The sequence below is a fragment of the Nocardiopsis alba DSM 43377 genome, from assembly GCF_000341225.1.
Classification (GTDB): Bacteria; Actinomycetota; Actinomycetes; order Streptosporangiales; family Streptosporangiaceae; genus Nocardiopsis; species Nocardiopsis alba.
This window is the reverse complement of record NZ_ANAC01000001.1, coordinates 24,032-45,092: the sequence shown is the minus strand read 5'-3', so window position 1 is coordinate 45,092 and position 21,061 is coordinate 24,032. Positions and strand designations below refer to the sequence as shown.

Sequence of the window (21,061 nt, the reverse complement as noted above, 5' to 3'; positions counted from 1 at the left end):
CCTGTGTCCCCCGCCGTCTCCCCTCACACGAGCACGGCGCACCCCGAACCGAAAGCCACCCATGCGCCTCATCCCGTCCACACCCCTGTCGTGCCTGGGCACGGCCGTCGCCGCGGTCGTCATCGGCGGTGTCGTACTCGTCGGCTGCGACGTGGTCGACCTCGACCTGGACCTGAGTCTGTCCAGTGGGGACGGCGCGGACGCCCCGGACGAGGAGGCGAGCGCCTCCCCGAGCCCCGAAGCGGAGGACGAGGAGGAGCAGGACGCCTCGTCCTACGGGCTCCCCGAGTCCTGTGAGGCGGCCTCCGCCGCCCAGATCGTCGGAGACCTGGCCCCCGGCCCGGTCCTCAGCGAGGAGAGCGGGCCCATCGACGGGTTCGAGGACGCCGAGCAGCTCTCCTGCACCTTCAGCGAGGGCGGCACCGAGCCGGGCACCCCCTCCTTCACCATCGTCTTCACCTCCGGCGCGGACCCGAGCGCCTCCCCGGACCTGGTCCAGGTGCCCGGAGCCGAGGCCGAGATGAACTGGGAGGTGGACGTCGACGTGGACGTCGACACCTACCACACGGAGGAGTCCGACGACCTCGGCGGCGACCTGGAGTACGTGGGCACCGTGGACGGTTCCAGCCGCCACCTGTACCTGGAACTGCCGGGCGACTTCTACGTCACCGCCATCGCCTACTTCGACGACGTCGAGCGGGGCGACCTGGAGCGTGTCGTCTTCCAGGCGGCCGGGCAGATCCGTAACTGACGAAGGGGGCCGGAGTGGACCGGGAGGGGCCCGTACGCGGGGTCGGCGGACTGAGTCGGGCCGAGCTGGAGGCCGGGCGCGACCTCCTGCTGCCCGACGTCCTCTCGGAAGGGCTCCCGGTGGTGTTCTGCGGGCTCAACCCCGGGCTGACCAGCGCGGTCCGGGGGCACCACTTCGCCTCACCCGGTAACCGGTTCTGGCCGGCCCTGGCGCGCTCGGGGTTCACCCCGGGCCGTTACTCCCCCGACCGGGACGGCACTCTTCCGGAGCTGGGGATGGGCTTCACCAACCTCGTGGCCCGGGCCACCCGGGGTGCGGACGAGCTGGAGCCCGAGGAGTTCGTCCGCGGTGCCGAGGAGCTGCGCCGCAAGGTCCTCGAACTGCGTCCGGGGTGGCTGGCCTTCCTGGGGATCACCGGGTACAGGGCGGGGTTCGGGGACCGGCGCGCGAAGGTCGGTCCTCAGGAGACCACGATCGGCGGGACCCGGCTGTGGGTGCTGCCCAACCCGAGCGGACGCAACGCGCACTGGACGCCCGAGGGGCTGGCGGAGGAGTTCGGCCGGCTGCGTGCCGCGGCGGGCCTGCCCGACCGATCCCTCCCCACAGGACGTTCCTAGCCGACCGCCGGGGCGCCCCACAACCCCGTGTCCAGGGCCCGTAGACAGCGCGCGACACGCGCCGCGGGCCCTTCCCCGCCCCGCTCCGGAGCGTCCGAGGCGGCCCAGTCCTCGATCGACAGCCGTACCGCGTCGGTGACGGCCGCCGCGGCCAGTCTCAGCACGATGTCGTCCTCCTCCCGCCCGGTCAGCCGGGCGAGCACGGGCACCAGGAGCACCTCCGATTCCCGGTTGACCCGGTGCCAGACCGCGCGCAGGGAGACGTCGTCCCGCGCCGCGCGGACCAGCCCTCGCGCCCTCTCCAGTTCCTCCGTCTCCTCGGCGCTCTCGGGGGTGAGCTCCGCGAGGATCGAGCGTTCCACCGCCTCGGCCGGGTTCCCCCCTGGCTCGAAGGAGCCCAACCGTTCACGCCACCGATCGGCCCCGGTGACCAGTAGAGGGGCGACCGCCTCCTGTTTCGTGCGGAAGTAGCGGTAGAAGGTGCGCGGAGAGACCCCGGAGGCGCGGGCGATGTCCTCCGCCGTGGTGCCGTCGACACCTTGTTCGGTGAACAGCTCCGCGGCCGTACGGGCGATCTCCAGTTGGGTCATGGCCTTGCGTCGCTCGGTGAGCGAGGGCCGGCCCCGTTCTCGTGGGTTCTCGGTGTTCATCACCGCCATGGTAGGCCCACCACTGCCAGGGTGACCTTTCATGCATTTGTGGCACATTGTGCCATCAAGGCATAGTATGCAGTCGTCGCACGTGCGGCCGGACAGAGGGCCCGACCGCCGGAAGAGTGGAGGAAGCCATGAACCGCTTCGAAGGACGACGCGCCCTGGTCACCGGCGCCGGCTCGGGTATCGGCCAGGCCACGGTGCTGCGCCTGCTCGACGAGGGCGGCACCGTCGTCGCCGCCGACGTGAGCGAGACCGGACTGAAGGACACGCTCGCCCGCGCCGGCACCGCCGTCGACCGGCTGACCACCCTCGTCATGGACATCGCCGACGAGGACTCCGTCCGCTCCGGGGTGCGCTCCGCCGTCGACACGCTCGGCGGACTGGACGCTCTGGTCAACGCGGCCGGCGTCCTGCGCTCGTCGCACACCGAGGAGACCTCGCTCGAGGACTTCGAACGGATCCTGCGGATCAACCTCGTCGGCACCTTCCTGGTGATCCGCGAATCCCTACCGGCGCTGCGAGGCGGCCGAGGCCCCGCCGTGGTCAACTTCAGCTCCACCTCCGCCGCCTTCGCCCACCCGTACATGGCGGCCTACGCCGCCAGCAAGGGCGGGATCCAGTCCATGACGCACGCCCTGGCGAGCGAGTACGCCGGGGACGGGATCCGCTTCAACTCCGTCCAGCCCGGCTCCGTCTCCAGCGGCATGACCGACGGCAGCGGGGCCAGCGGACTGAGCCGGGGCCCCGGACTGCCCGAGGACGCCGACATGCGCCTGTTCGCGAAGCTGTCCCCCGCCCTCGGCGACGGCGGTTTCGCCGGGGCCGACCGGGTGGCCTCGATCGTGGCCATGCTCGCCTCCGACGACGCCGCCTTCGTGACCGGGACCGAACTGCGCGTCGACGGCGGCACCCACTTCTGACCGCCCCGGGTACACGAGAAGGGGGCCGCCGACATCATGTCGAGGCCCCCTTTTTCCTTGTGCTCCTAGTACTCGACCGGGATCTCCTCGAACTCGCCGAACGGTCCGGCGCGCAGCGTCAGCTCCTCGACGTCCACCGGAGGCGCCGGGAAGACGGCGACCAGCTCGTGGGTGTTGCCGGGCTGGATCGTGTGCACCTCCTCGGCGAAGCTGCTGTAGCGGTTCTCGCCGAAGTCCATCTGGGCCACGTAACGGACCAGGCCGCTCTCCGGCTCGAACAGCTGGAAGCCGCCCAGGGTGCCCTTGTTGAACTGCTCGGGGCCGCCCGCCACCGTCTCGCTGCCGCCCAGCTCGGGGGCGAGCGGCTCATCGGTGGTGTTGGTCATCGCCACGGTGCCGATGACGTAGGCGCCGTCCCGACGGAGCGGGTAGATCTCCAGCCGGATGCCGTCCTTCTCCCCGTCGGCGACCACGGAACCCGGGTCGTCGCTGTAAGGAGCGGGCCAGGTGACGTTGCGCTGGGCCACGCCCAGACCGTCGTCGTCGTACTCCTCGTCCTCGGTGGCCTCGACCGTCGGGTTGAAGACGTAGGAGAACTCCACCCGACGGTTACGGGCGCGGGCCTCCTCGTCGTCGGGGCCGCCCTCGCGGGCGATGGGCTCGCGCTTGCCGCGCCCCTCGACCTCCAGCTTGTAGTCGGTGCCGAGCTCCTCCGCGAGCAGGTCGCGCACGCTCTCGGCGCGCTCCACCGACAGGTTGTCGTTGTAGGAGTCGTTTCCGATGCCGTCGGTGTGACCGACCACGGTGATCGTGGGGTCGTCGGGGTCGACGTTGCGGGCCAGCGTGGTGGCGGCGCGCCGGACCACGTCCGCGGCGTCGGCGGTCAGATCCGAGCGGTCGAACTCGAACATCACGTCGGAGTGCAGGGAGATGATCTCCCGATCCCCGTCACGGGTGGTCGAGGCGATCTCGGAGTCGACGAAGCTCTGCACCCAACCCTCGTCGGCGACCGCGTCCTCGTCGGGCCGACGATTGGCGAAGGTGAGGTTCTCGCCTCGCGGGGGCGGGTCGTCGAGCGTGAGGTGCTTCGGCCCGTTGGGGTCCTCCGGATCCTCGCGCTCGTTCTCCACGTCCTGGACCGGGATGCCGGTCATGGCGCCCAGACCGCTGCCGACGAAGGTCACCTGGGACACCTCGTCGGGCAGGCGGGGGAAGTAGCGGGTGTACTCGTTGGTGACCCCGTCGTGCACGGGGTACAGGCCGTCCTCGTTGGGGCTCTCCGAGCCGTACTTGAGGCCCTCGTCGTCGAGGAACTGCCGGTACACGCGGCCGGTCAGGGGGTCGACCAGCGTGTGCGCCATGCTCAGGTTCCGGTTGGGTCCGGAGAAGTCGTCCGGGTAGGAGACCTCGTAGTGCATGACCGTGTAGTCGTCGGTGCGCTCCAGGCCGGTGATGGCGAAACGCATCTCGGCGTCCTGGCCGGTGTCCTGGAAGATGCGTCCCTCACGAACGTAGGGGAACTCCTCCTTGACCTCGGGCGGGCCGGACGCTTCTCCGAAGGTCTCGGACCACCAGTCGGACACGACGGTGCAGCCGCTGAGCAGGAGGCTGCCCGAGACCATGAGCGCGACCACGGTGAGGGGCGTCTTGCGCGCCATGTGGGGGAACTCCGATCATTGAGAGGACGTACCGGAAACATCCTCTTGTACTCGCGGGGTCGAACCGACCATAGTGCCCTGTCACGGGCTTCGGGCACCGGCCTGGCCAGCGACGACCCCTATGGGAGATTCTTCGCCGATACCGCCCGGAAACGGTACCCGTCGTCCCTCTCCGCCCCGTGAAGGGGGGCGCGTCGAAGCCCCGTCCTCCCACGTCGGGCACGTAACGTCATGGGTCGACGACGGAAGGACGTGCGACGGTGAGGGGCCTCGGATGCGTCGGACCACCCTGGCGGGCTGCGGTGTCGTGATCGCCCTCGCTCTGACCGCGTGCTCCGGTGGGACCGAGGCGCCGGAAGAGAACGGGGAGGCCTCGGAGGGCCCCGTCGAGTCCACCGCCTTCGGACCGGACTGCGCCGACCTCCCGAGCGAGGGCCCCGGCAGTCTCGCCTCGATGGCCGAACAGCCCTTCCTCACCGCGGTCGCCGAGAACCCGGGACTGAGCCGCCTCGCCTCCGCCCTGGAACGGAGCGGGTTGGAGCGGGAGTTGGCCGAGATCGACGACATGACGGTGTTCGCACCCGTCGACGACGCCTTCGACATCTACCCCGAGGAACAGGTACGGGAGCTCTTCGACGACGCCGACCTGCTGGCCTACCTGATCGGCCACCACGTGACCCTGGGCGAGTACGGCAGCCGCGATCTGGTCGAGGGTTCCCTCCCCACCTTCGGCGGAGACCGGATCAGCACCGCGGAGAAGGACGGGGAGTACACGATCGAGGGCTACTCTCCGGTGGTCTGCGCGGACGTCCGCACCACCGACGCCACCGTGCACATGGTGGGGATGCTCCTCATCCCCACCTGACCCGTCAGGCGACGACGAGTTCCTCCGGCGGGGGCAGTGAGCGCATGGTGGGGCCGAGGGTGAACAGGGCCGCCAACGCCGATACCGAGGCCATCACCAGGAACACCGGCACCGGGCCCGCGTGGTCGAACACCACCCCGATCCCGACGATGCCGATCGGCTGGGACAGCAGGGACATGAACGTCACCGCCCCCAGGGCCCGCCCCTGGTAGCCGTCCGGGACGGCGGCCGCGACGTAGCCGAAGAAGACCGCGTTGACACCGGGCACCAACGCGAACACCACCGCCACGATGAGGCCGAGGGGGAGCGTTCCCGGGACGGCGACGAGCGCGAGCGCGCAGACCGGCGCCGACCAGGCGGTGATCAGGAAGATCCGGGTGGGGCTCAGCCGCCGCACCACCGGGCCGGCGAGCAGGGAGCCGACCAGCCCGCCCATCCCGGCCAGCGACACGGTCAGACCGACCACCAGGTGGGAGGCGCCGCGCTCGTCCGCGGTGGCGATGAGAGCGAGGAAGACCCCCGCCTGAGCGAAGGCGATGTTGAATCCGACGATCCATCCGATCATCGGGCGGAGTACGGGGTGCCGGGCGAGCAGGACGAAGCCGCTCACCGTCTCGCGCGGGCTCCACGGTTCCCGTTCGGGTTCCCTGGACGCCTGCATGGGTCTGCGGATACGGAGCAGGAGCGCGGCCGACAGCAGGTAGCAGACGGCCTCGGTGACGAACGGGAAGGCCCGCCCCAGGCCGAAGAGAGAACCGGCGATGGGCGCTCCGAGCGCCGTGGTGCTGAAGAAACGGATCTGGTTCTGTGCCGAGGCGTCGGCCATCTGGGAGGCGGGCACGAGCTGTTTGATCGCGGCCACCGCCACGGGGTTGGAGACGCCCATCAAAGCGGAGGAGGCGGCCGCGACTCCGATGACCAGAGGCACCCCGACGTCGTCGCCGCCGAGGAGGAGTCCCGCGAAGGAGACCAACAGTACGAGGCGTCCCAGGTCGCAGAAGAGAAGGATGGCGCGACGGTCGGCCCGGTCGGCGAGAGCCCCGCCGACCACCGCCGTGATCATGGTGGTGGCCACCTGGACGGCGCCGATCACCCCGGCCTGAGAGGCCGATCCGGCCAGGAGGAGGACGAGGAGCGGGTAGGCGACCTCACCGCTCTCCTTGCCCAGCCCCGCGAGGAAGCGGCTGGTCCACAGGGCCTGGAAGTCCTGGTTCCTGATGAGCGGGGTGGTCGCGCCCTCCCCGTCCTCCGGCTGTCCTGGGGACAGGTACGGCTGTGGCCGGTCCGTGGTCATGGCGTGCGGCTTCCCGTGATGTGGCCGTCGGGTACCGGAGAGGGGCTCGGACCCACTGATCGGTCTGCTCCACCCACATCGCCGGTGCCTCGAACGCTGTGGAACCGTCAGGGGCGGAGAACGGGGGCCACGGAGGAGGGGTCGGAGGGCGGGGTGTTCATGTCGTCATTATGCGCACATTGTGGACACTTGCCAGGTTCTCGGACTGTATGACTGACTTTTCCAGGCGAATGGCCACTATCGGCCGCTCAGGCGCACGGAACGACTCCGCGCGCACACGTACCGTCCCCGTCCGCCCACCGACGCGTGACGTCACCGGCGATGTGACCCGAGGCCCTTCCCTCGATCCCCCGGATCGCGACGACGGGCCGCCCCGAAAGGGCACGCCGACCGTGTTCGGGTGTTCCGACCCGGCGGGGCACCGCGTACCACCGGGTTCCGTATTCTTCGTGTGCCCCTCACGCGACCTTTCGAAGCACGATCCCCGTGTTCCCGAAGCCGAGCGGCACGAACACCCTTCGACCTAGCCGCGGAGGGGGACCGGGTCCAAGGCAGTCCGGGGCTCCTGGGAGGCGCGCGGAGGACGTGCGCTCTCGGCGGCGGCCTCGATGGTCCACGGGGTGCGCTCGACGTAGGCGACGACCAGCGCCACCAGCAGCGATCCCCCGGCGACCAGGACGTAGGAGGCGGTCCACCCACCGGTGAGTTCGCCGAGCAGTCCGAACAGCAGCGGCCCGCCGAGGGCGATGCCGCTCCCCACCCCCTGCACGAAACCGGACAGGGCGGCGGCGCCTCGCGGTGTGGAGCTGCGGGCGTTGATCATGGTCATGGTGACCACGAACAGGCTGGTGCCCAGACCGAGGAAGAGCACCCACAACGGGGCGAACCCCGGCGCCAGGGCCACGCCCAGGTAACCGACGCCGTAGCCGGCCAGACCGAGGGCGACGATCGGGAAGGTGTTGCCCGCGCGCAGTGTGATCGTCGGCGCGACCAGCCCGAACATCAGGCTCGCGCCCACCATCAGGGAGACCAGGCTCCCGGCCGCGGCGGGACTGTGCCCGGCGTCGCTCAACAGGGTGGGCAACCAGGTGAAGAGCGTGAAGACGTTCCAGGTGACCATGCCGAAGAGCAACGCCATCCGCCAGGCCATGCCGATCCGGAGGATCGGTCGGGCCAGGGCCGGACCTCCCGTGGCGGTGGCCGTCCGGCTTCCGGTTCCTCCACGGCCGCGACCGGCCCACTGGGCGATCCACAGGAGGGAGGCGATCAGGGCGATGCCCGCCCACGCTCCGAGAGCGATCCGCCAACCGGCGAGCTCGGCCAGCGGGATCGCGACCAGGGGCGGGAAGAGCGCTCCGAGGTGGATCGCGACCATCTGGACGGTGCTCAGGGCGGCGAGACGGTCGGGGAAGTACTGCGCGATCAGCGGCGGCAGCACGACGTTGCCCAAGGCGGCTCCGGTGAGCGCGACACCGGTGAGCGCGAGCAGGGTTCCGGTATCGGGCGCGAAGGCGCGCAGGACCTGGCCCACCCCGGTGAGCAGCATGCTCAGCGCCGCCGTGGCCTCGGGGCCCAGCAGGCGCATGATCGCCGGTGTGATCAGCCCGAAGATCGCGAAGGCGACCAGGGGCAGGGTGCCGAAGACACCGATGACGGTGGCGGCGAAGCCGAACTCGTCGCCCACCGTGGTCAACAGGGGCGACAGGGAGGTGACGACGAGGCGCAGGTTGAGCGCCGCGCAGACGATCGCGACCAGGGCCAGGACCCGGCCCCGGGGTTCAGGGCGCACCGACGGTCGGTCGGTGTCGGCCGCGACAGAGGAAGGTCTCATGGTGACGGACGTCCCTTTGTTGTGCGGTGGTGCGTCATCGCACCGTTGCTGGGCCGACCGGCGGGCGACGGTGCCTGCCAGGTGAGGTTCTCCCCCTGGCGAGCCAAATACGACCTTTTCCCTTAGATGTTATGCACACGCCGGACCAGAAAACAAAGCACCGTATTAAGTACGTGTAAACTCCCTATATGGCTGATCTTGATGAACTTGATGCGGCGATTCTGGCCGAACTCCAGTCGGACGCACGGAAGACCAACCGCGACGTGGCCGCGGCGGTGGGCGCCTCCCCCACCACGACGCTGGATCGGACCCGGGCATTGCGGGAGAAGGGTGTGATCCGCGGCGCACTGTTGGACGTGGACCTGGAGGAGATCGGCCGGCCGGTTCAGGCGCTCGTCACCGTCAGTGTCGAGAAGCCCTCACGCCACAACATCGAGTCCTTCCGCGACTGGGTCGGCTCCCTGCCCGAGACCCTGTCGGTCTTCGTCACCTCGGGCGACGAGGACTTCCTGGTCCACGTGGCCCTCCCCGACAACAACAGCCTGTACTCGTTCATGGTGGACCGTCTCACCGAACGACCCGAGGTCGCCGACGTGCGCGCGTCGATCGTCTACGAACATCTGCGCAACCACCGCGTCACCCCCACCAACACACGGAGGCGTTGACCCCGGTCGATGGGGCTCCGAGCGGCGGGGACTAGCCTTGCGGCGTCCTCGCTCCCGGCTCGAAAGGCCCCATGACCACACCGATCGTCGTCGCGGTCCTGATCGCGGCCCTGTTACACGCCTCCTGGAACGCGATCGCGCACTCCATCACCGACCGTCTCCTGGGGTTCGCCCTCATCGGAGCGGGCGGGATGCTCGCCACCCTGCCGTTCCTGTTCGTGGTCGGCCTGCCGCCGGTCGAGGCCTGGCCGATCCTGCTGGGCTCCCTCCTCACCCATCTGCTCTACCTCGGCCTGTTGATGCTGTCGTACCGGACCGGCGACTTCGGGCAGGTGTATCCGCTGGCCCGGGGGACGGCCCCATGGGTGGTCGCCCTCATCGGGGTGGTGTTCCTCGGTGAGACCCTGCCGCCTCGGGAGTTCATCGGGGTACTGGTGATCTCGGCGGGTCTGATGGTGCTGGTGTTCGCCGGCGGTATGCCGAAGCGGCACCACGTCCCCGCGCTCGCGGCGGCCTTCGCCACCGGCCTGGCCATCGCCTGCTACACCGTGGTGGACGCCTACGGCGTGCGACTGACCCAGAATCCGCTCGGCTACATCACCTGGGTGATGATGCTTCAAGGACCGGTGTTCCTCTTGGTCGCGATCGCCACCCGACGGCGGAGACTGGTGGCGCAGCTGCGCCCCATCTGGAAGGTCGGGTTGACGGGCGGCGCCGTCAGCGCCGGCGCCTACGGCCTGGTGCTGTGGGCCCAACTGTCGGGGGCCGTCGCCGGTATCGCCGCCCTGCGGGAGTCCAGCATCGTCTTCGCCGCCCTGATCGGCCTGGTGTTCTTCCGCGAACGCTTCGGTCCGGTGCGGATCCTGGCCGCGGCCGTGGTGGTCGCGGGGGTCCTCCTGCTCGCCCTGTGAACGGACAGGGTGAGTAGAAGTACTCAGAGGCGCGGGCCCGTCGTCGGTGGTCTCACCGGACATGAAGACGCACAGGCACCTCCCCTCCGCCCTCCTCGTGACGGTCGGCGCCGGCCTGCTCCTGACCGGCTGCACGTTCCCGCCCCTCTCCCCCGCTCAGATCGACGGCTCCCCCACGGCCGAGCCGGTCGAGTCCTCCCCCGAGGCCGAGGCGACCTCTTCCGCCACCACCCCCGAGGCGTCCGAAGCCGGAGAGGTGGTGTGGCTGGTACCGCACAGCACCGAGTGGACGACCACCTACGACGCCGATCAGGACCTGTACCGGTCCACGCTGGACGACACCGGCTGCGACATCATGCACAGCCGGACCACCGGGGTGGCACGGGCCGGCGAGGAGGGACACGAGCCGATCGACACCGTGGACCGGCTGCTGACGACCGTCGCCGAGCAGACCGGGGACACCCCGGTCGAGGAGCCCACCGAACCCCTCTCCCTCATGGCGGAATCGGGTGAGACCTTCGATTTCGAGACCAGGCTGGCCACGTTCGACAGCGACGGGGAGAACCGCACCGTCCGCGCGGCGGCGCAGTGGTTCGACGACACCGAGCTCCTGGTCAGCGCCTCATGCCCCTCCGACGAGTGGGAGGAGAACGGCTTTCTCATCACCATGTTCCTGGGCGTGACCTCCATCGACGGGGTCTGAGCCTCCGCCCGCGTCCTCCGGTGACACACCCTCGGATCCACCCGCCCCCGAACCCGGCTCGGGGGCGGCGTAGGGTGTGCCCTGTGACCGAAGTCTCATCACCGCACGAAGTGGGCGAAGCCGCCGAGGTCCGCCGTATCCAGCGCGAACTCGGACTCCCCGGCCTCGTCGACGTGCACACGCACTTCATGCCCGACAACGTCCTGCGCAAGGTCTGGGCCTACTTCGACGCCCTCGGCGAGGGCGTGTGGCCCATCACCTACCGGTTCGACCAGGACGAACGTCTCGCGGTCCTGCGCGACCTGGGGGTGCGACGCTTCACCGCGCTGTCCTACCCCCACCGTCCGGACATGGCCCGATGGCTCAACTCCTGGTCCGCCGGGTTCGCCGCCGACCACCCCGATTGTCTGCGCAGCGCCACCTTCTACCCCGAGCCCGACGCCGCGACCTACGTGGCCGAGGAGATCGCCTCCGGGGCCCGGATCTTCAAGGCGCACCTCCAGGTGGGCGCCTACGACCCCCGCGATCCACTGCTCTCCGACGTGTGGGGTGCCCTCGCCGACTCCGGCACCCCGGTGGTGGTCCACTGCGGTTCGGGCCCGCTGCCCGGCAGGTTCACCGGCCCGGGCCCCTTCTCCGAGGTTCTGCGCGACCATCCCCGCCTGACCGCGATCGTCGCCCACGCCGGGGCTCCGGAGTACTCCGCCTTCCTCGACCTGGTCGAGCGGTACGAGCAGGTACGCCTGGACACCACCATGGCGTTCACGCCCTACACCGAACGCTCGGCCCCCTTCCCCCGCGCCGAACTCCCCCGGCTGCGGGACCTCTCCCACCGGGTCCTGCTGGGGACGGACTTCCCGAACATCCCCTACGCCTACGTCGAGCAGATCCGTTCCCTGATCGCGCTCGATCTGGGGCCCGAACGGTTGCGCGGCGTCCTGCACGACAACGCCGCCGCCCTGTTCGGGATCTGAGACCGGCCCGCCGGCCCGAGAACCATCATCCGTCCACGTTCGCAACGACGTCGTCCAAGGAGAGAGGGCACCGTGGAGCTCACCCTGACCCCCCTGGAGTTCGCCCGCCGCACCCGCAGGCTGTACCCGCAGCGCGAGGCGGTGGTCGACCGGGATCTACGCCTGACCTACGAGCAGTTCTTCGACCGCTGTGACCGCTGGTCGTCCATCCTCCAGGGCATGGGGGTCGTCAAGGGCGACCGGGTCGCCTACATCGCGCCCAACACCCACGCCCAGCTCGAATCGTTCTACGCGGTGCCCCAGCTGGGCGCGGTGCTCGTCCCCGTCAACTTCCGGCTGACCGGCGAGGACTTCGTCTACATCGTCGAGCACTCCGGCGCCAAGGTGCTGTGCGTGCACGCCGATCAGCTCGACGCCGTGGACTCGGTGAGGGACCGGATGCCGGGGGTGGAGCGCTTCATCGCGTTGGAGGGCGCCCGCGAGGGTTGGGAGGACTACGAGGCGCTGATCGCCGACGCCTCCCCCGGCTTCGAGCGCCCGGAGATCGCGGAGACCGACCTGCTCACCATCAACTACACCTCGGGGACCACGGCCCGCCCCAAGGGGGTGATGATCACCCACCGCAACGCGTACATGAACTCGGTGGGCACCCTGCTGCACCTGCGGATCGAGCTGGGACAGCGCTACCTGTGGACCCTGCCCATGTTCCACGCCAACGGATGGACCTACACCTGGACGGTGACGGCGGCCGGAGGCACCCACGTGTGCCTGCCCGCCATGGACCCGGCACGCGTGTTCGAACTGATCAGGGAGGAGGAGGTGAGCTGGCTGTGCGCGGCCCCGACCGTGCTCATCATGCTCGCCAACACCCCCGAGAGGGTGCGCGGCGACGTGCCGTCCGGCGTGCACGTGGTCACCGCCGGCGCCTCTCCCGCCGCCGAGACCATCGAGCGGTTGGAGGGCGACTTCGGCTGGACCGTCACCCACGTGTACGGCCTCACGGAGACCACGCCCTTCATCACCGTTTGTGAGCGACGACCCGAGCACGAAGGGCTGTCCACGCGCGAACGCGGCGCCCTCAAGGCCAGGCAAGGGGTCGAGCTCATCACCTCGGGCGAGCTGCGTGTGGTCGACGACGAAGGCGTCGAGGTGCCCTGGGACGGAAGGACCGTCGGCCAGATCACCGTGCGCGGCAACGTCGTGATGAGCGGCTACTACAACGACCCCGAGGCCACGGAGAAGGCGATGGGCGACGGCTGGTTCCACACCGGTGACGCCGCGGTCACCCACCCGGACGGCTACGTGGAGATCCAGGACCGGATCAAGGACGTGATCATCTCGGGCGGGGAGAACATCTCCTCCGTCGAGGTGGAGGGGGTACTGCTGCGACACCCCGCGGTCCTGGAGGTCGCCATCGTGGGGGTGCCGCACGAACGCTGGGGCGAGACCCCGCGCGCCTCCGTGGTCCTGCGCGAGGGGGAGACCGCCACGGAGAAGGAGATCATCGCCTTCGCCCGCGACAACCTCGCCCACTTCAAGGCGCCCACCCAGGTGGAGTTCGTGGAGAGCCTGCCCAAGACCGCCACCGGAAAGATCCAGAAGTACGTGCTGCGCGGCGGCGCCTCCGCCGTCTCCCGCCAGTAGCGTCGTGGCGCCCGGCGTCGGAAGCCGGGCGCCACGCCCTCACATCGGCGACGGGGTGAGCAACACGAACCCGGCCCCGAACGGGTCGGAGCAGACCGCCAGGCGTCCCACGCCCGGAGCGTCCTCCGGCCCCATGAGAACCTGGCCGCCCGCGTCCCGGAGCTCGGCGATCACCGCGTCGCAGTCCATGACGTGGAAGACCGGATGCCAGTCGCCCTTCCCGTCGGTCTGCGGTAGCTGGTCCGGCGTCATCTCCATGGCCCCGCCGAAGTACCGGTCCTCCCCCGTGCCGGCCGGACGGATCATCGAGTACCGCTGGGAGCCCTCCAGCTCGATGTCGGTGAACTCCCAGCCGAAGAGGCCACCGTAGAAGTCCTTGGTCCCCTGGGCGGAGGGCGTCCACATCTCGGTCCACATGAGGGCGCCGGGCGCGTCCGTCAACTCCAGGCCGGAGAACGAACGGGGCTGCCAGAGCGAGAGATCTCCCCCCTGGGGATCGGTCAGGTAGGCGGTCCGGCCCAGATCGAGCACGTCCATGGGCTCGACGTGGACGGTGGCGCCCAGAGCGGTGGCCTCGCGCAGGGTCTCGTCCAGATCCGTGGTGTACCTGTAGATGGACCAGACGATCGGCTGTTCCTCGTCCCTCGTGGGGCTGATCGCCCCCACCAGGGCCCCGTTCAGCCGGAAGTTCACGTACCCGCCGGCCTCCGGACCGGCCGACTCCGCCTCCCAACCGAACAGGCGCCGGTAGAACTCGGCCGTGATCTCGGGATCCGGGCTCGCCACGTCGATCCAACAGGGTGACCCGGGAAGATGGTCGGTGGTGATCATGCTCCGCCTCCAGTGAAGATTCCCCCACGAGTGTGCTTCGCGACGCCGACATTCCGGGGATCCGACCGGCAAAGTCTCGACAATCCCTCGCCCCGGATCAGCCGTGGCTGCCCTCCGGATCCAGGAGCACGAAGCCCGCCGCCGACGGGTCCGAGCACACCGCGGTCAGACCCACCCCGGGCGCGTACTCCGGGCCCATGTGCACCCGGCCTCCCGCGTCCAGGACCGCGCTCGCGGTGGCGTCGCAGTCGGCCACCTGGAAGATCGGATGCCAGTCGGCGGCGCCGTCGGTCCTGGGGAGCTGCTCCGGGGCGACCCCCATGAACCCGCCGAAATAGCGCTCCTCGCCCATGCCGATCGGCCGCAGGGTCGTGTACGCGCTGTCGCCGCCCGGTAGAGGGATGTCGTCGTAGCGCCAGCCGAACAGGCCCCGGTAGAACTCCTTGGCGCCTTGGACGTCGGGGGTCCACATCTCGACCCAGCACAGGGTGTTGGGCCGGTCGACCGCTTGCAGGCTGGAGAACGTCCCCGGCTCCCAGAGGGCGAACCAGCCTCCCTGGGGATCCGTCAGGTGTGCCATACGTCCCAGCTCGCGCACGTCGGTGGGCTCCACCTCCAGGGTCGCGCCCAGGTCGCGGGCCCGGTGGACGCTCGTCTCCACGTCGTCGGTGTGAAAGTAGGGCGTCCAGGCCGGTGGTTCGTCGTCGACGATGCGCGGACCGATCCCGCCCACGGCCTCCCCCGTCGACCTCATGACCAGGTAGTCCCCGAAACGCTCCCCCATCGTCTGGGTGCGCCAGCCGAAGACCCTCCCGTAGAAGTCGGCCGAAACGATCGGGGCGTCGGACCCCAACTCGAGCCAGCGGGGCGAGCCGACGACGAAGTCGGTGGTGATCATGTGCTTCCTCCTTCTCGCCTCCCCCACGAGTCTGAGGCGCATGAGCACACCGGAAGGAGATCGACCGGCAAAAACTCGACAATCACCCCATGTGAGAAGTGCGGGATGATCATCGGACGTAACCACCGCCCTTCGAGGAAGGAACCCTCCGTGCACGGACGCCTCCACCATGTGGGACCGGTGATCATCGACGTCGTGATGGAGGTGGACTCCGTGCCCGTGCCCGGCGGGGGCGCGTTCGCGAGCTCGGCCGTAACACTGCCGGGCGGCGGGTTCAACGTGATCGCGGCGGCCGCCCGGGCCGGTATGGAGGTCGTCTACGGAGGGGCGCACGGCACAGGGCCGAACGGAGACCTGGTCAGGGCCGCCCTTCGGGACGAAGGGGTGGCGGTGGCGCACCCGCCCAGGCCGGAGGACACCGGTTTCTGCGTCGTCATGGTGGACTCCGACGCCGAACGCACCTTCGTCACGAGGCTCGGGGCCGAGGTGGACCTGCCCTTGGCGGATCTGCGGCGGCTGCGCCCCGCATCGGGCGACTTCGTCTACACGGTCGGGTACTCGCTCCTGCCGGGGGAGCGCGCGGACGAACTGGCGATCTGGCTCGAAGGGCTCGTCGACGGGACGCGACTCGTGCTCGACCCGGCCCCGGTCGCGGGCATGATCCCGACACGGACCCTGGAGCGGGTCATGCCCCGAGTGGAGGTCCTCAGCCTCGGTTCCGACGAGGCCGCGACGCTCTCCGACGAGACGGACGAGGAGAAGGCCGCCGCCCTGCTGGTCGAGCGGATCGCCCCCGGCGGTGTCGTGGTGCTGCGCCGGGGCGCCCGGGGCTGCCTGGTCGCCCGGGAGGAGACCGGGGTCGTCCCGGTTCCGGCGTTCCCGGTGTCCGCCGTGGACACCAACGGCGCCGGCGACGCCCACGTGGGCGTGTTCACGGCGGGGCTGTCCCGGGGGACCGATCCGGTCGAGGCCGCCCGCCGCGCCAACGCGGCCGCCGCCCTCGCCGTCACCCGCCGAGGCCCGTCGACCTCGCCCCGCGTCGAGGAGCTGGAGGCCTTCCTCGCAAAGCACCGCCGGTAGCGGTTCCCGAAGGACGATTCAGGCCGCTGAGCGGGACGATCCATAGCCTGGATCAAATATAGGAGTACACTTCTATTAACTGTACTTCTATTAATCGCTCAGGGTGGTCGTCATGCGCAAGCCCTCCGAGATGTTCGACCGCGACTACGAGTGGTCGGCGTTGTCCCGGTTCATCACCGACGAACAGCCCGGCGCGACCCTGGGTGTCGTCTCCGGGCGTCGCCGTCAGGGCAAGACCTTCCTTCTGGACGCCGCCTGTCGGGCCGAGGAAGGCTTCTACTTCGGAGCGACCGAGGCAACGGATACCGAGTCGTTGCGCCGAATCAGTGCCGCGCTCACCGCGCATGTCCGTCCCCCCACCCCCTACCACTTCGCCGACTGGTCAGAGGTCGTCGATTCGCTCTTGGCACTCGGAGCGGAGCGGCCGGTACCCGTGGTCATCGACGAATTCCCCTACCTGGTCAAGGCCAACCCGGAGCTCCCCTCCATCATCCAGGAGGCGTTCCGTCCACTGCGTGAACAGCGTGCCTCCTCACGTACCCGGATGCTGCTGTGCGGCTCGGCCCTGTCGTTCATGGGCAGGCTGCTGTCCGGAAACGCTCCCCTTCGAGGGCGCGCCGGCCTGGAACTGGTCGTCCGCCCTCTCGATCATCGACTCGCCGCCGAATTCTGGGACATCACCGACCCCCATCTGGCGATGAAGGTCAACGCGATCGTCGGTGGCACCCCCGCCTACCGTCGTGAGTTCGCCCGTGGCGACTCACCGAGCGGGCCGGAAGACTTCGACGACTGGGTCGTCCGTACCGTCCTCAACCCCGAGACCCCGCTCTTCCGAGAGGCACGCTATCTCTTGGCGGAGGAACCCGATCTGCGCGATACCGCCCTCTATCTCTCGGTTCTGGGAGCCGTGGCCGACGGCAACGCCACTCGCGGTGGCATCGCGAGCCACATGGAACGCAAGGCCACGGACATCGCCCACCCCATCAACGTTCTCGAAGACGCGGGCCTACTGCACAAAGACTCGGACGCCTTTCGGGAGAACCGCCCCACCTATCGCATCTCCGAACCGTTGATCGCCTTCTACCACGCGATCATGCGCCCCGTATGGGACCAGTTGGAACGCCCGGGAAGCGCGTCCCGGGTCTGGCAGGCGAGCCGTCGCCGTTTCGTCAGCAACGTCCTGGGGCCGCACTTCGAGCAGGTCTGTCGTGAGTGGGCCCTGCATCACGCCGATCCTGATCTTCTCGGCGGCCTGCCGGCCCGGGTGGGACACGGAATCGTGCACGACACTCGAGCGCGCACCGGTCATGAGGTGGACGTGGCCATCGTCGGTATCCCCGATGGAAGCCGGAGGCCGCCATTGCTGGGTATCGGTGAGGCCAAGTGGAACGACACCATGGGCGCCGCCCACATCGAGCGTCTCCGACATATCCGTGAACTGATCGCCAGAGGCGGACGTTACGACACCGAGCGAACCCGCCTGTTCTGCTTCAGCGGTGGCGGTTTCAACGACAAGGCCCGCGCCGAGGCGGAGACGTCTCACGACATCCGACTGATCGACCTACCCACCCTGTACGGTCGGGCGTGAGTTCTCACCGGCGTCCGGATCTCCCCGGCGCACGAAACGCTCCGCGCTCCTCAAGAGGCACGTGGGCGAAACGGTCCGAGATGGCGATGTGCCCCTCGGCGGGGCCGAGGGGCACATCGGTTCGTCTCCGCTCCCGTCAGGGCTGCTGCGGCGGGAAGGGCTTGGTCGGAGGCTCCTGCTGCTGCGGGGGCCGCTGAGGCTGAGGCGCCTGCTGGGGGTACTGCCCAGGCGGGGGGAACTGCTGCCGGGGCGGGAAGCCCTGCTGCTGAGGCGGAGGCGCCTGCTGCTGCGGGTACTGCTGCGGCGGGGCGAACCCCTGAGGCCGAACGGGCTGCTGCCCGGCGGCGAACACCTTTTTCGGGAGAAGCGTCACGATCGCCGCGATGAGCAACAGGAGCCCCGAGATCCCCAGCAGGATCGCGCCCGAACCGGCGGAGGCGTAGGCCTGACCACTCGCGGACGAGCCGCTGCCGAAGCCGTTGATCGTACCGACGAGGCCGAAGAGGATGGCGAGGACGCCCGCGGTGATGACGGCCCACTTCTTACCGGTCATCAGCGACACCACGGAGAAGGCGATCACCGCGATGAACCCGATGAGCATGACGGCCCCCTCGCCGGGGGGCGCCTCCTCCGAGAAGTAGTTGACGCTCACCGAGTAGCCCCGGTAGGACGCGGAGGCGATCGGCATGAAGAGCGAGATGACCCCGATGAGCGCGAGCACGGGGACGGCGAAGCGGACCCAGATCGTCCAGTGCACGGCGCCCGAACCCTCACCGGACCTCTCGCTCACCGTCCGGGCCGCGCTCATGGCGGCGGGCGCGACGGTGTCGGCGAAGTAGGTCTTCGCGCCGTTCGCCAGGTCCTTGGCACCGGAGGCCGCCTGCGAGGATTGCGCCCCGCTCCGCGGCGCTCCCCCCATCGGAGGCGACCCGGGCCGCCCGGGTCCGCCCACAGGAGGCACGAGTCCGTTCCGCGGCCCGCCGACGGGCCCCTGGGGGCCGGTCTGGAGGGGGCCACCGCCCATAGGGGCCTGGGGGCCGCTCTGCGGCGGCCCTCCCATCGGCGGGAGGGGGCCGGTCCGCGACGGCGGGGCGGCCTGGGGCGTGTTCTGCCGAATGTGCGCGGCCAGGCCTCCATCACAGTTCGGGTGACGCAGGATCGACGGCCAAAGGTCCGGTCGGACGGCGGCGATCCGCCGTAGGGTCTCGGAGTCGATGCGCGGGTCGGCCAGTTCCTGGGCGGAATACCCGGCGGGATCGCGTGGCCCGGGCGAGTTCATTCGTGCTCCTCGGGGAGGGGGGTGGAGGATGCTCGGCGCATCAGAGCACAAAGTACCAGCGGCCTTTCCGTGGAAACGGCCGCCGCGCGGGGTGATACTCGACTCGAACCGCCCTGCCGTGCCTCGAAAGCGTCGACGCCGAGACGGAACGAGCACCGCTCCGCTTTCCGTCCATGAACAGGACGACCAAGAGCGAAAATCGGCGTCTTCCCAGTTCAGAGGTGACGCAAGACCCTTGGACACGGAAGGGACGGCCCACCTCGAGAACGCTCCGATTCGACGCTCTCCGAGAACATGAATCAGTGTTTGAAGTGCACGAACAGACGGCCGAAGTTCTTCGAGTCCTTCTCCACACGGTGGTAACGCGCCTTGACGTCCTTACGGTCGAGAAAGCGTAGGACCCGCTTCTTCAACTGGCCCGATCCCTTGCCCGGAATGATCTCGATGGTCTTGGCCTTCTTGCGTTCGGCCTCGTCCATGATGTCGTCGAGCGCCCGATCGATGTCACGTCCCTTATTGAAAATGTCATGCAGGTCGAGCTTGAGTCGCACGTTCGTACCTCCCGGTCCGGTTGGCACGGATGATACGCGCACGGTCCCCGCAGGGCCCGCGCACGCCACCGTCCCGGGGCGAGGTCACAAGGTCTCCGCCGAGGCCGTGCCGATCTGTCGCCCGGAACTGTTAGGCATGGGAGGCATTTCACCTCCTGAGAAGAGAGTTCCCTTGGACAACCTCACCGAGTTCGCAGGCCTGCCCGTGGTGGATTTCCCCGAAGAGACGACGGAGGAGGGGTGGCGGCGCGAACTGCGACAGGTCGCGGGCTCTGATGGCACCCCCGCCGACGTGGGCTCCGTGGCCTGGCGGCTGCGTGTCGACGGCACTTCGTGGATGGAGCCGGACGAACGAGCCCGGCACCTCACCCGTTTCCTCTCCGAGGTCGGGGGCGAGCGGGTGTCCGCGATGACCCTCGGTCTCTGGGGCGGCAGGGAGATGGCCGAGCCGGTGGATCTGCTCGTCGAGCACGCCGACGCGTTTCCGAACCTGCGTTCCGTCTTCATCGGCGACGTCGGCTGGGACGAGTGCGAACTCTCCTGGATCTGCCAGACCGACCTGAGTCCTCTCCTGGAGGCCTTCCCCCACCTGGAGGAGTTGGGCGTGCGGGGCGCCGCGGGCGCCATCAGGACCGGAGAGCTCTCCCTGCACGTGCCCTCGCACGGGTCGCTGCGTTCCCTCACCATCGAAAGCGGTGGGCTGCCCGGTTCCGCCGCCCGGGAGATCGCCTCCTCTGGATGGCCCTCGTTGGAGCGCCTGGAGCTGTGGCTGGGCGTGGGGGACTATGGCGAGGACACCTACCCCGACGACCTGGCGCCGCTGATCTCGGGAGAGGGCTTCCCAGGGCTGCGGTATCTGGGCGTGCGCAACGCCGAGAGACTGGACGAGTGGATCCCGGTTCTGGCCGAGGCGCCCATCCTGAAGCGGCTCGAGGTGCTGGACCTGTCCCTGGGCATCCTCACCGATGAGGGAGGCCGGGTGCTCGTCGAACGGGCCGCGGCCTTCTCAGGGCTGCGCGAACTCGACTTGCACCACCACTACCTGAGCGAGGAGATGGAGGAGCGGGTGCGCACCGTCTTCGCCGAGAGCGGTGTGGAGGTCGACCTGTCGGACCGGCTGGAGCCGGACGAGGAGGACCCCGACGAGGGGCCCATGTACTACACCTCGGCCTCCGAATAGCGGGCGAGGGCCCCGTCTCGTTCGTGTGTCGAGGCGGGCCCCGGGGCCGTTGGGTCTCCCGGGGCCCGCTCTCCATCTTCGAAGTCACGGACACGCACCGAGGAACATCGCCGAGAACGCCGAGGGTGGCAGCATCGGAAGAGCGAAGGTTCCCTCGTCAGGGCC

General features: G+C 69.5%; 20 protein-coding genes. 12 read left to right on the top strand and 8 right to left on the bottom strand.

The features are described 5' to 3' along the window. The first annotated feature begins 61 nt into the window (after positions 1 to 61). Entirely contained in the window at positions 62 to 751 is a 690-nt protein-coding gene (locus tag D451_RS0100210) for a hypothetical protein (RefSeq protein WP_014911397.1), read from the top strand. Between the two features lie 14 nt (positions 752 to 765). Then, a complete protein-coding gene (locus D451_RS0100205; protein ID WP_017532990.1) occupies positions 766 to 1,368 on the top strand; it encodes a mismatch-specific DNA-glycosylase in 603 nt (200 codons plus the stop codon). On the opposite strand, the gene D451_RS0100200 is transcribed toward D451_RS0100205, so the two are convergent. Further along, a complete protein-coding gene (locus tag D451_RS0100200) occupies positions 1,365 to 2,018 on the bottom strand; it encodes a TetR/AcrR family transcriptional regulator (protein WP_237449945.1) in 654 nt (217 codons plus the stop codon). The two genes, D451_RS0100205 and D451_RS0100200, sit on opposite strands and share 4 nt — an antisense overlap. Positions 2,019 to 2,155: 137 nt before the next feature. Here D451_RS0100200 and D451_RS0100195 point away from each other — a divergent pair, with 137 nt between their 5' ends. After that, complete coding sequence (locus D451_RS0100195) at positions 2,156 to 2,944, top strand: SDR family NAD(P)-dependent oxidoreductase (RefSeq protein ID WP_017532988.1); 789 nt, start codon at positions 2,156 to 2,158, stop codon at positions 2,942 to 2,944. Between the two features lie 65 nt (positions 2,945 to 3,009). On the opposite strand, the gene D451_RS0100190 is transcribed toward D451_RS0100195, so the two are convergent. Beyond that, complete coding sequence (locus D451_RS0100190) at positions 3,010 to 4,602, bottom strand: OmpA family protein (protein WP_017532987.1); 1,593 nt, start codon at positions 4,600 to 4,602, stop codon at positions 3,010 to 3,012. Positions 4,603 to 4,876: 274 nt separating this feature from the next. On the opposite strand from D451_RS0100190, the gene D451_RS0100185 reads away from it, so the two are divergent. Then, positions 4,877 to 5,467 (top strand): fasciclin domain-containing protein, encoded by a 591-nt coding sequence (locus D451_RS0100185; protein ID WP_017532986.1) that lies wholly within the window; start codon positions 4,877 to 4,879, stop codon positions 5,465 to 5,467. Between the two features lie 4 nt (positions 5,468 to 5,471). On the opposite strand, the gene D451_RS0100180 is transcribed toward D451_RS0100185, so the two are convergent. Both D451_RS0100180 and D451_RS0100175 read right to left on the bottom strand, forming a co-directional pair. After that, a complete protein-coding gene (locus D451_RS0100180; RefSeq protein WP_017532985.1) occupies positions 5,472 to 6,761 on the bottom strand; it encodes an MFS transporter in 1,290 nt (429 codons plus the stop codon). A 523-nt stretch (positions 6,762 to 7,284) separates the two neighbouring features. Beyond that, on the bottom strand, positions 7,285 to 8,592 hold the full coding sequence (locus D451_RS0100175) for an MFS transporter (protein WP_014908300.1): 1,308 nt from the start codon (positions 8,590 to 8,592) through the stop codon (positions 7,285 to 7,287). Positions 8,593 to 8,780: 188 nt separating this feature from the next. On the opposite strand from D451_RS0100175, the gene D451_RS0100170 reads away from it, so the two are divergent. The 5 genes from D451_RS0100170 to D451_RS0100150 all read left to right on the top strand — a co-directional run bounded on the left by D451_RS0100170 (position 8,781) and on the right by D451_RS0100150 (position 13,489). Beyond that, on the top strand, positions 8,781 to 9,257 hold the full coding sequence (locus tag D451_RS0100170) for an Lrp/AsnC family transcriptional regulator (protein WP_014910270.1): 477 nt from the start codon (positions 8,781 to 8,783) through the stop codon (positions 9,255 to 9,257). A 71-nt stretch (positions 9,258 to 9,328) separates the two neighbouring features. After that, positions 9,329 to 10,168, top strand: a complete 840-nt coding sequence (locus D451_RS0100165; RefSeq protein ID WP_017532984.1) for a DMT family transporter — start codon at positions 9,329 to 9,331, stop codon at positions 10,166 to 10,168. A 61-nt stretch (positions 10,169 to 10,229) separates the two neighbouring features. Beyond that, complete coding sequence (locus D451_RS0100160) at positions 10,230 to 10,871, top strand: hypothetical protein (protein ID WP_017532983.1); 642 nt, start codon at positions 10,230 to 10,232, stop codon at positions 10,869 to 10,871. Positions 10,872 to 10,954: 83 nt separating this feature from the next. Beyond that, positions 10,955 to 11,845 (top strand): amidohydrolase family protein, encoded by an 891-nt coding sequence (locus D451_RS0100155; RefSeq protein ID WP_017532982.1) that lies wholly within the window; start codon positions 10,955 to 10,957, stop codon positions 11,843 to 11,845. A 72-nt stretch (positions 11,846 to 11,917) separates the two neighbouring features. After that, positions 11,918 to 13,489: a long-chain-fatty-acid--CoA ligase gene (locus D451_RS0100150; protein WP_017532981.1), complete on the top strand. Its 1,572-nt coding sequence runs from the start codon at positions 11,918 to 11,920 to the stop codon at positions 13,487 to 13,489. 39 nt (positions 13,490 to 13,528) lie between these two features. Here D451_RS0100150 and D451_RS0100145 read toward each other — a convergent pair whose 3' ends face one another. Together D451_RS0100145 and D451_RS0100140 are read right to left on the bottom strand one after the other, a co-directional pair. Then, positions 13,529 to 14,320, bottom strand: coding sequence for a VOC family protein (locus D451_RS0100145; RefSeq protein WP_017532980.1), 792 nt, complete (start codon positions 14,318 to 14,320; stop codon positions 13,529 to 13,531). A gap of 97 nt (positions 14,321 to 14,417) precedes the next feature. Continuing rightward, positions 14,418 to 15,218 (bottom strand): VOC family protein, encoded by an 801-nt coding sequence (locus tag D451_RS0100140; RefSeq protein ID WP_017532979.1) that lies wholly within the window; start codon positions 15,216 to 15,218, stop codon positions 14,418 to 14,420. Between the two features lie 150 nt (positions 15,219 to 15,368). Here D451_RS0100140 and D451_RS0100135 point away from each other — a divergent pair, with 150 nt between their 5' ends. Together D451_RS0100135 and D451_RS0100130 are read left to right on the top strand one after the other, a co-directional pair. Further along, positions 15,369 to 16,298: a PfkB family carbohydrate kinase gene (locus D451_RS0100135; protein ID WP_036567624.1), complete on the top strand. Its 930-nt coding sequence runs from the start codon at positions 15,369 to 15,371 to the stop codon at positions 16,296 to 16,298. A gap of 112 nt (positions 16,299 to 16,410) precedes the next feature. After that, positions 16,411 to 17,886, top strand: coding sequence for an ATPase (locus D451_RS0100130; RefSeq protein WP_017532977.1), 1,476 nt, complete (start codon positions 16,411 to 16,413; stop codon positions 17,884 to 17,886). 136 nt (positions 17,887 to 18,022) lie between these two features. On the opposite strand, the gene D451_RS28040 is transcribed toward D451_RS0100130, so the two are convergent. Together D451_RS28040 and D451_RS0100120 are read right to left on the bottom strand one after the other, a co-directional pair. Continuing rightward, positions 18,023 to 19,165: a DUF308 domain-containing protein gene (locus D451_RS28040; RefSeq protein WP_161628219.1), complete on the bottom strand. Its 1,143-nt coding sequence runs from the start codon at positions 19,163 to 19,165 to the stop codon at positions 18,023 to 18,025. Between the two features lie 299 nt (positions 19,166 to 19,464). Continuing rightward, positions 19,465 to 19,716: a Smr/MutS family protein gene (locus D451_RS0100120; protein WP_014912425.1), complete on the bottom strand. Its 252-nt coding sequence runs from the start codon at positions 19,714 to 19,716 to the stop codon at positions 19,465 to 19,467. A 172-nt stretch (positions 19,717 to 19,888) separates the two neighbouring features. On the opposite strand from D451_RS0100120, the gene D451_RS0100115 reads away from it, so the two are divergent. Then, positions 19,889 to 20,896, top strand: a complete 1,008-nt coding sequence (locus D451_RS0100115; RefSeq protein WP_017532976.1) for an STM4015 family protein — start codon at positions 19,889 to 19,891, stop codon at positions 20,894 to 20,896. Positions 20,897 to 21,061 lie beyond the last annotated feature (165 nt).

Excerpts from the sequence above, each read along its gene's own strand:
- D451_RS28040 (WP_161628219.1), bottom strand. The coding sequence starts at position 19,165 with ATGAACTCGCCCGGGCCACGCGATCCCGCCGGGTATTCCGCCCAGGAA.
- D451_RS0100140 (WP_017532979.1), bottom strand. The coding sequence starts at position 15,218 with ATGATCACCACCGACTTCGTCGTCGGCTCGCCCCGCTGGCTCGAGTTG.
- D451_RS0100130 (WP_017532977.1), top strand. The coding sequence starts at position 16,411 with ATGCGCAAGCCCTCCGAGATGTTCGACCGCGACTACGAGTGGTCGGCG.
- D451_RS0100170 (WP_014910270.1), top strand. The coding sequence starts at position 8,781 with ATGGCTGATCTTGATGAACTTGATGCGGCGATTCTGGCCGAACTCCAG.
- D451_RS0100165 (WP_017532984.1), top strand. The coding sequence starts at position 9,329 with ATGACCACACCGATCGTCGTCGCGGTCCTGATCGCGGCCCTGTTACAC.
- D451_RS0100185 (WP_017532986.1), top strand. The coding sequence starts at position 4,877 with ATGCGTCGGACCACCCTGGCGGGCTGCGGTGTCGTGATCGCCCTCGCT.
- D451_RS0100210 (WP_014911397.1), top strand. The coding sequence starts at position 62 with ATGCGCCTCATCCCGTCCACACCCCTGTCGTGCCTGGGCACGGCCGTC.
- D451_RS0100190 (WP_017532987.1), bottom strand. The coding sequence starts at position 4,602 with ATGGCGCGCAAGACGCCCCTCACCGTGGTCGCGCTCATGGTCTCGGGC.
- D451_RS0100180 (WP_017532985.1), bottom strand. The coding sequence starts at position 6,761 with ATGACCACGGACCGGCCACAGCCGTACCTGTCCCCAGGACAGCCGGAG.
- D451_RS0100195 (WP_017532988.1), top strand. The coding sequence starts at position 2,156 with ATGAACCGCTTCGAAGGACGACGCGCCCTGGTCACCGGCGCCGGCTCG.
- D451_RS0100200 (WP_237449945.1), bottom strand. The coding sequence starts at position 2,018 with ATGAACACCGAGAACCCACGAGAACGGGGCCGGCCCTCGCTCACCGAG.
- D451_RS0100145 (WP_017532980.1), bottom strand. The coding sequence starts at position 14,320 with ATGATCACCACCGACCATCTTCCCGGGTCACCCTGTTGGATCGACGTG.
- D451_RS0100175 (WP_014908300.1), bottom strand. The coding sequence starts at position 8,592 with ATGAGACCTTCCTCTGTCGCGGCCGACACCGACCGACCGTCGGTGCGC.
- D451_RS0100160 (WP_017532983.1), top strand. The coding sequence starts at position 10,230 with ATGAAGACGCACAGGCACCTCCCCTCCGCCCTCCTCGTGACGGTCGGC.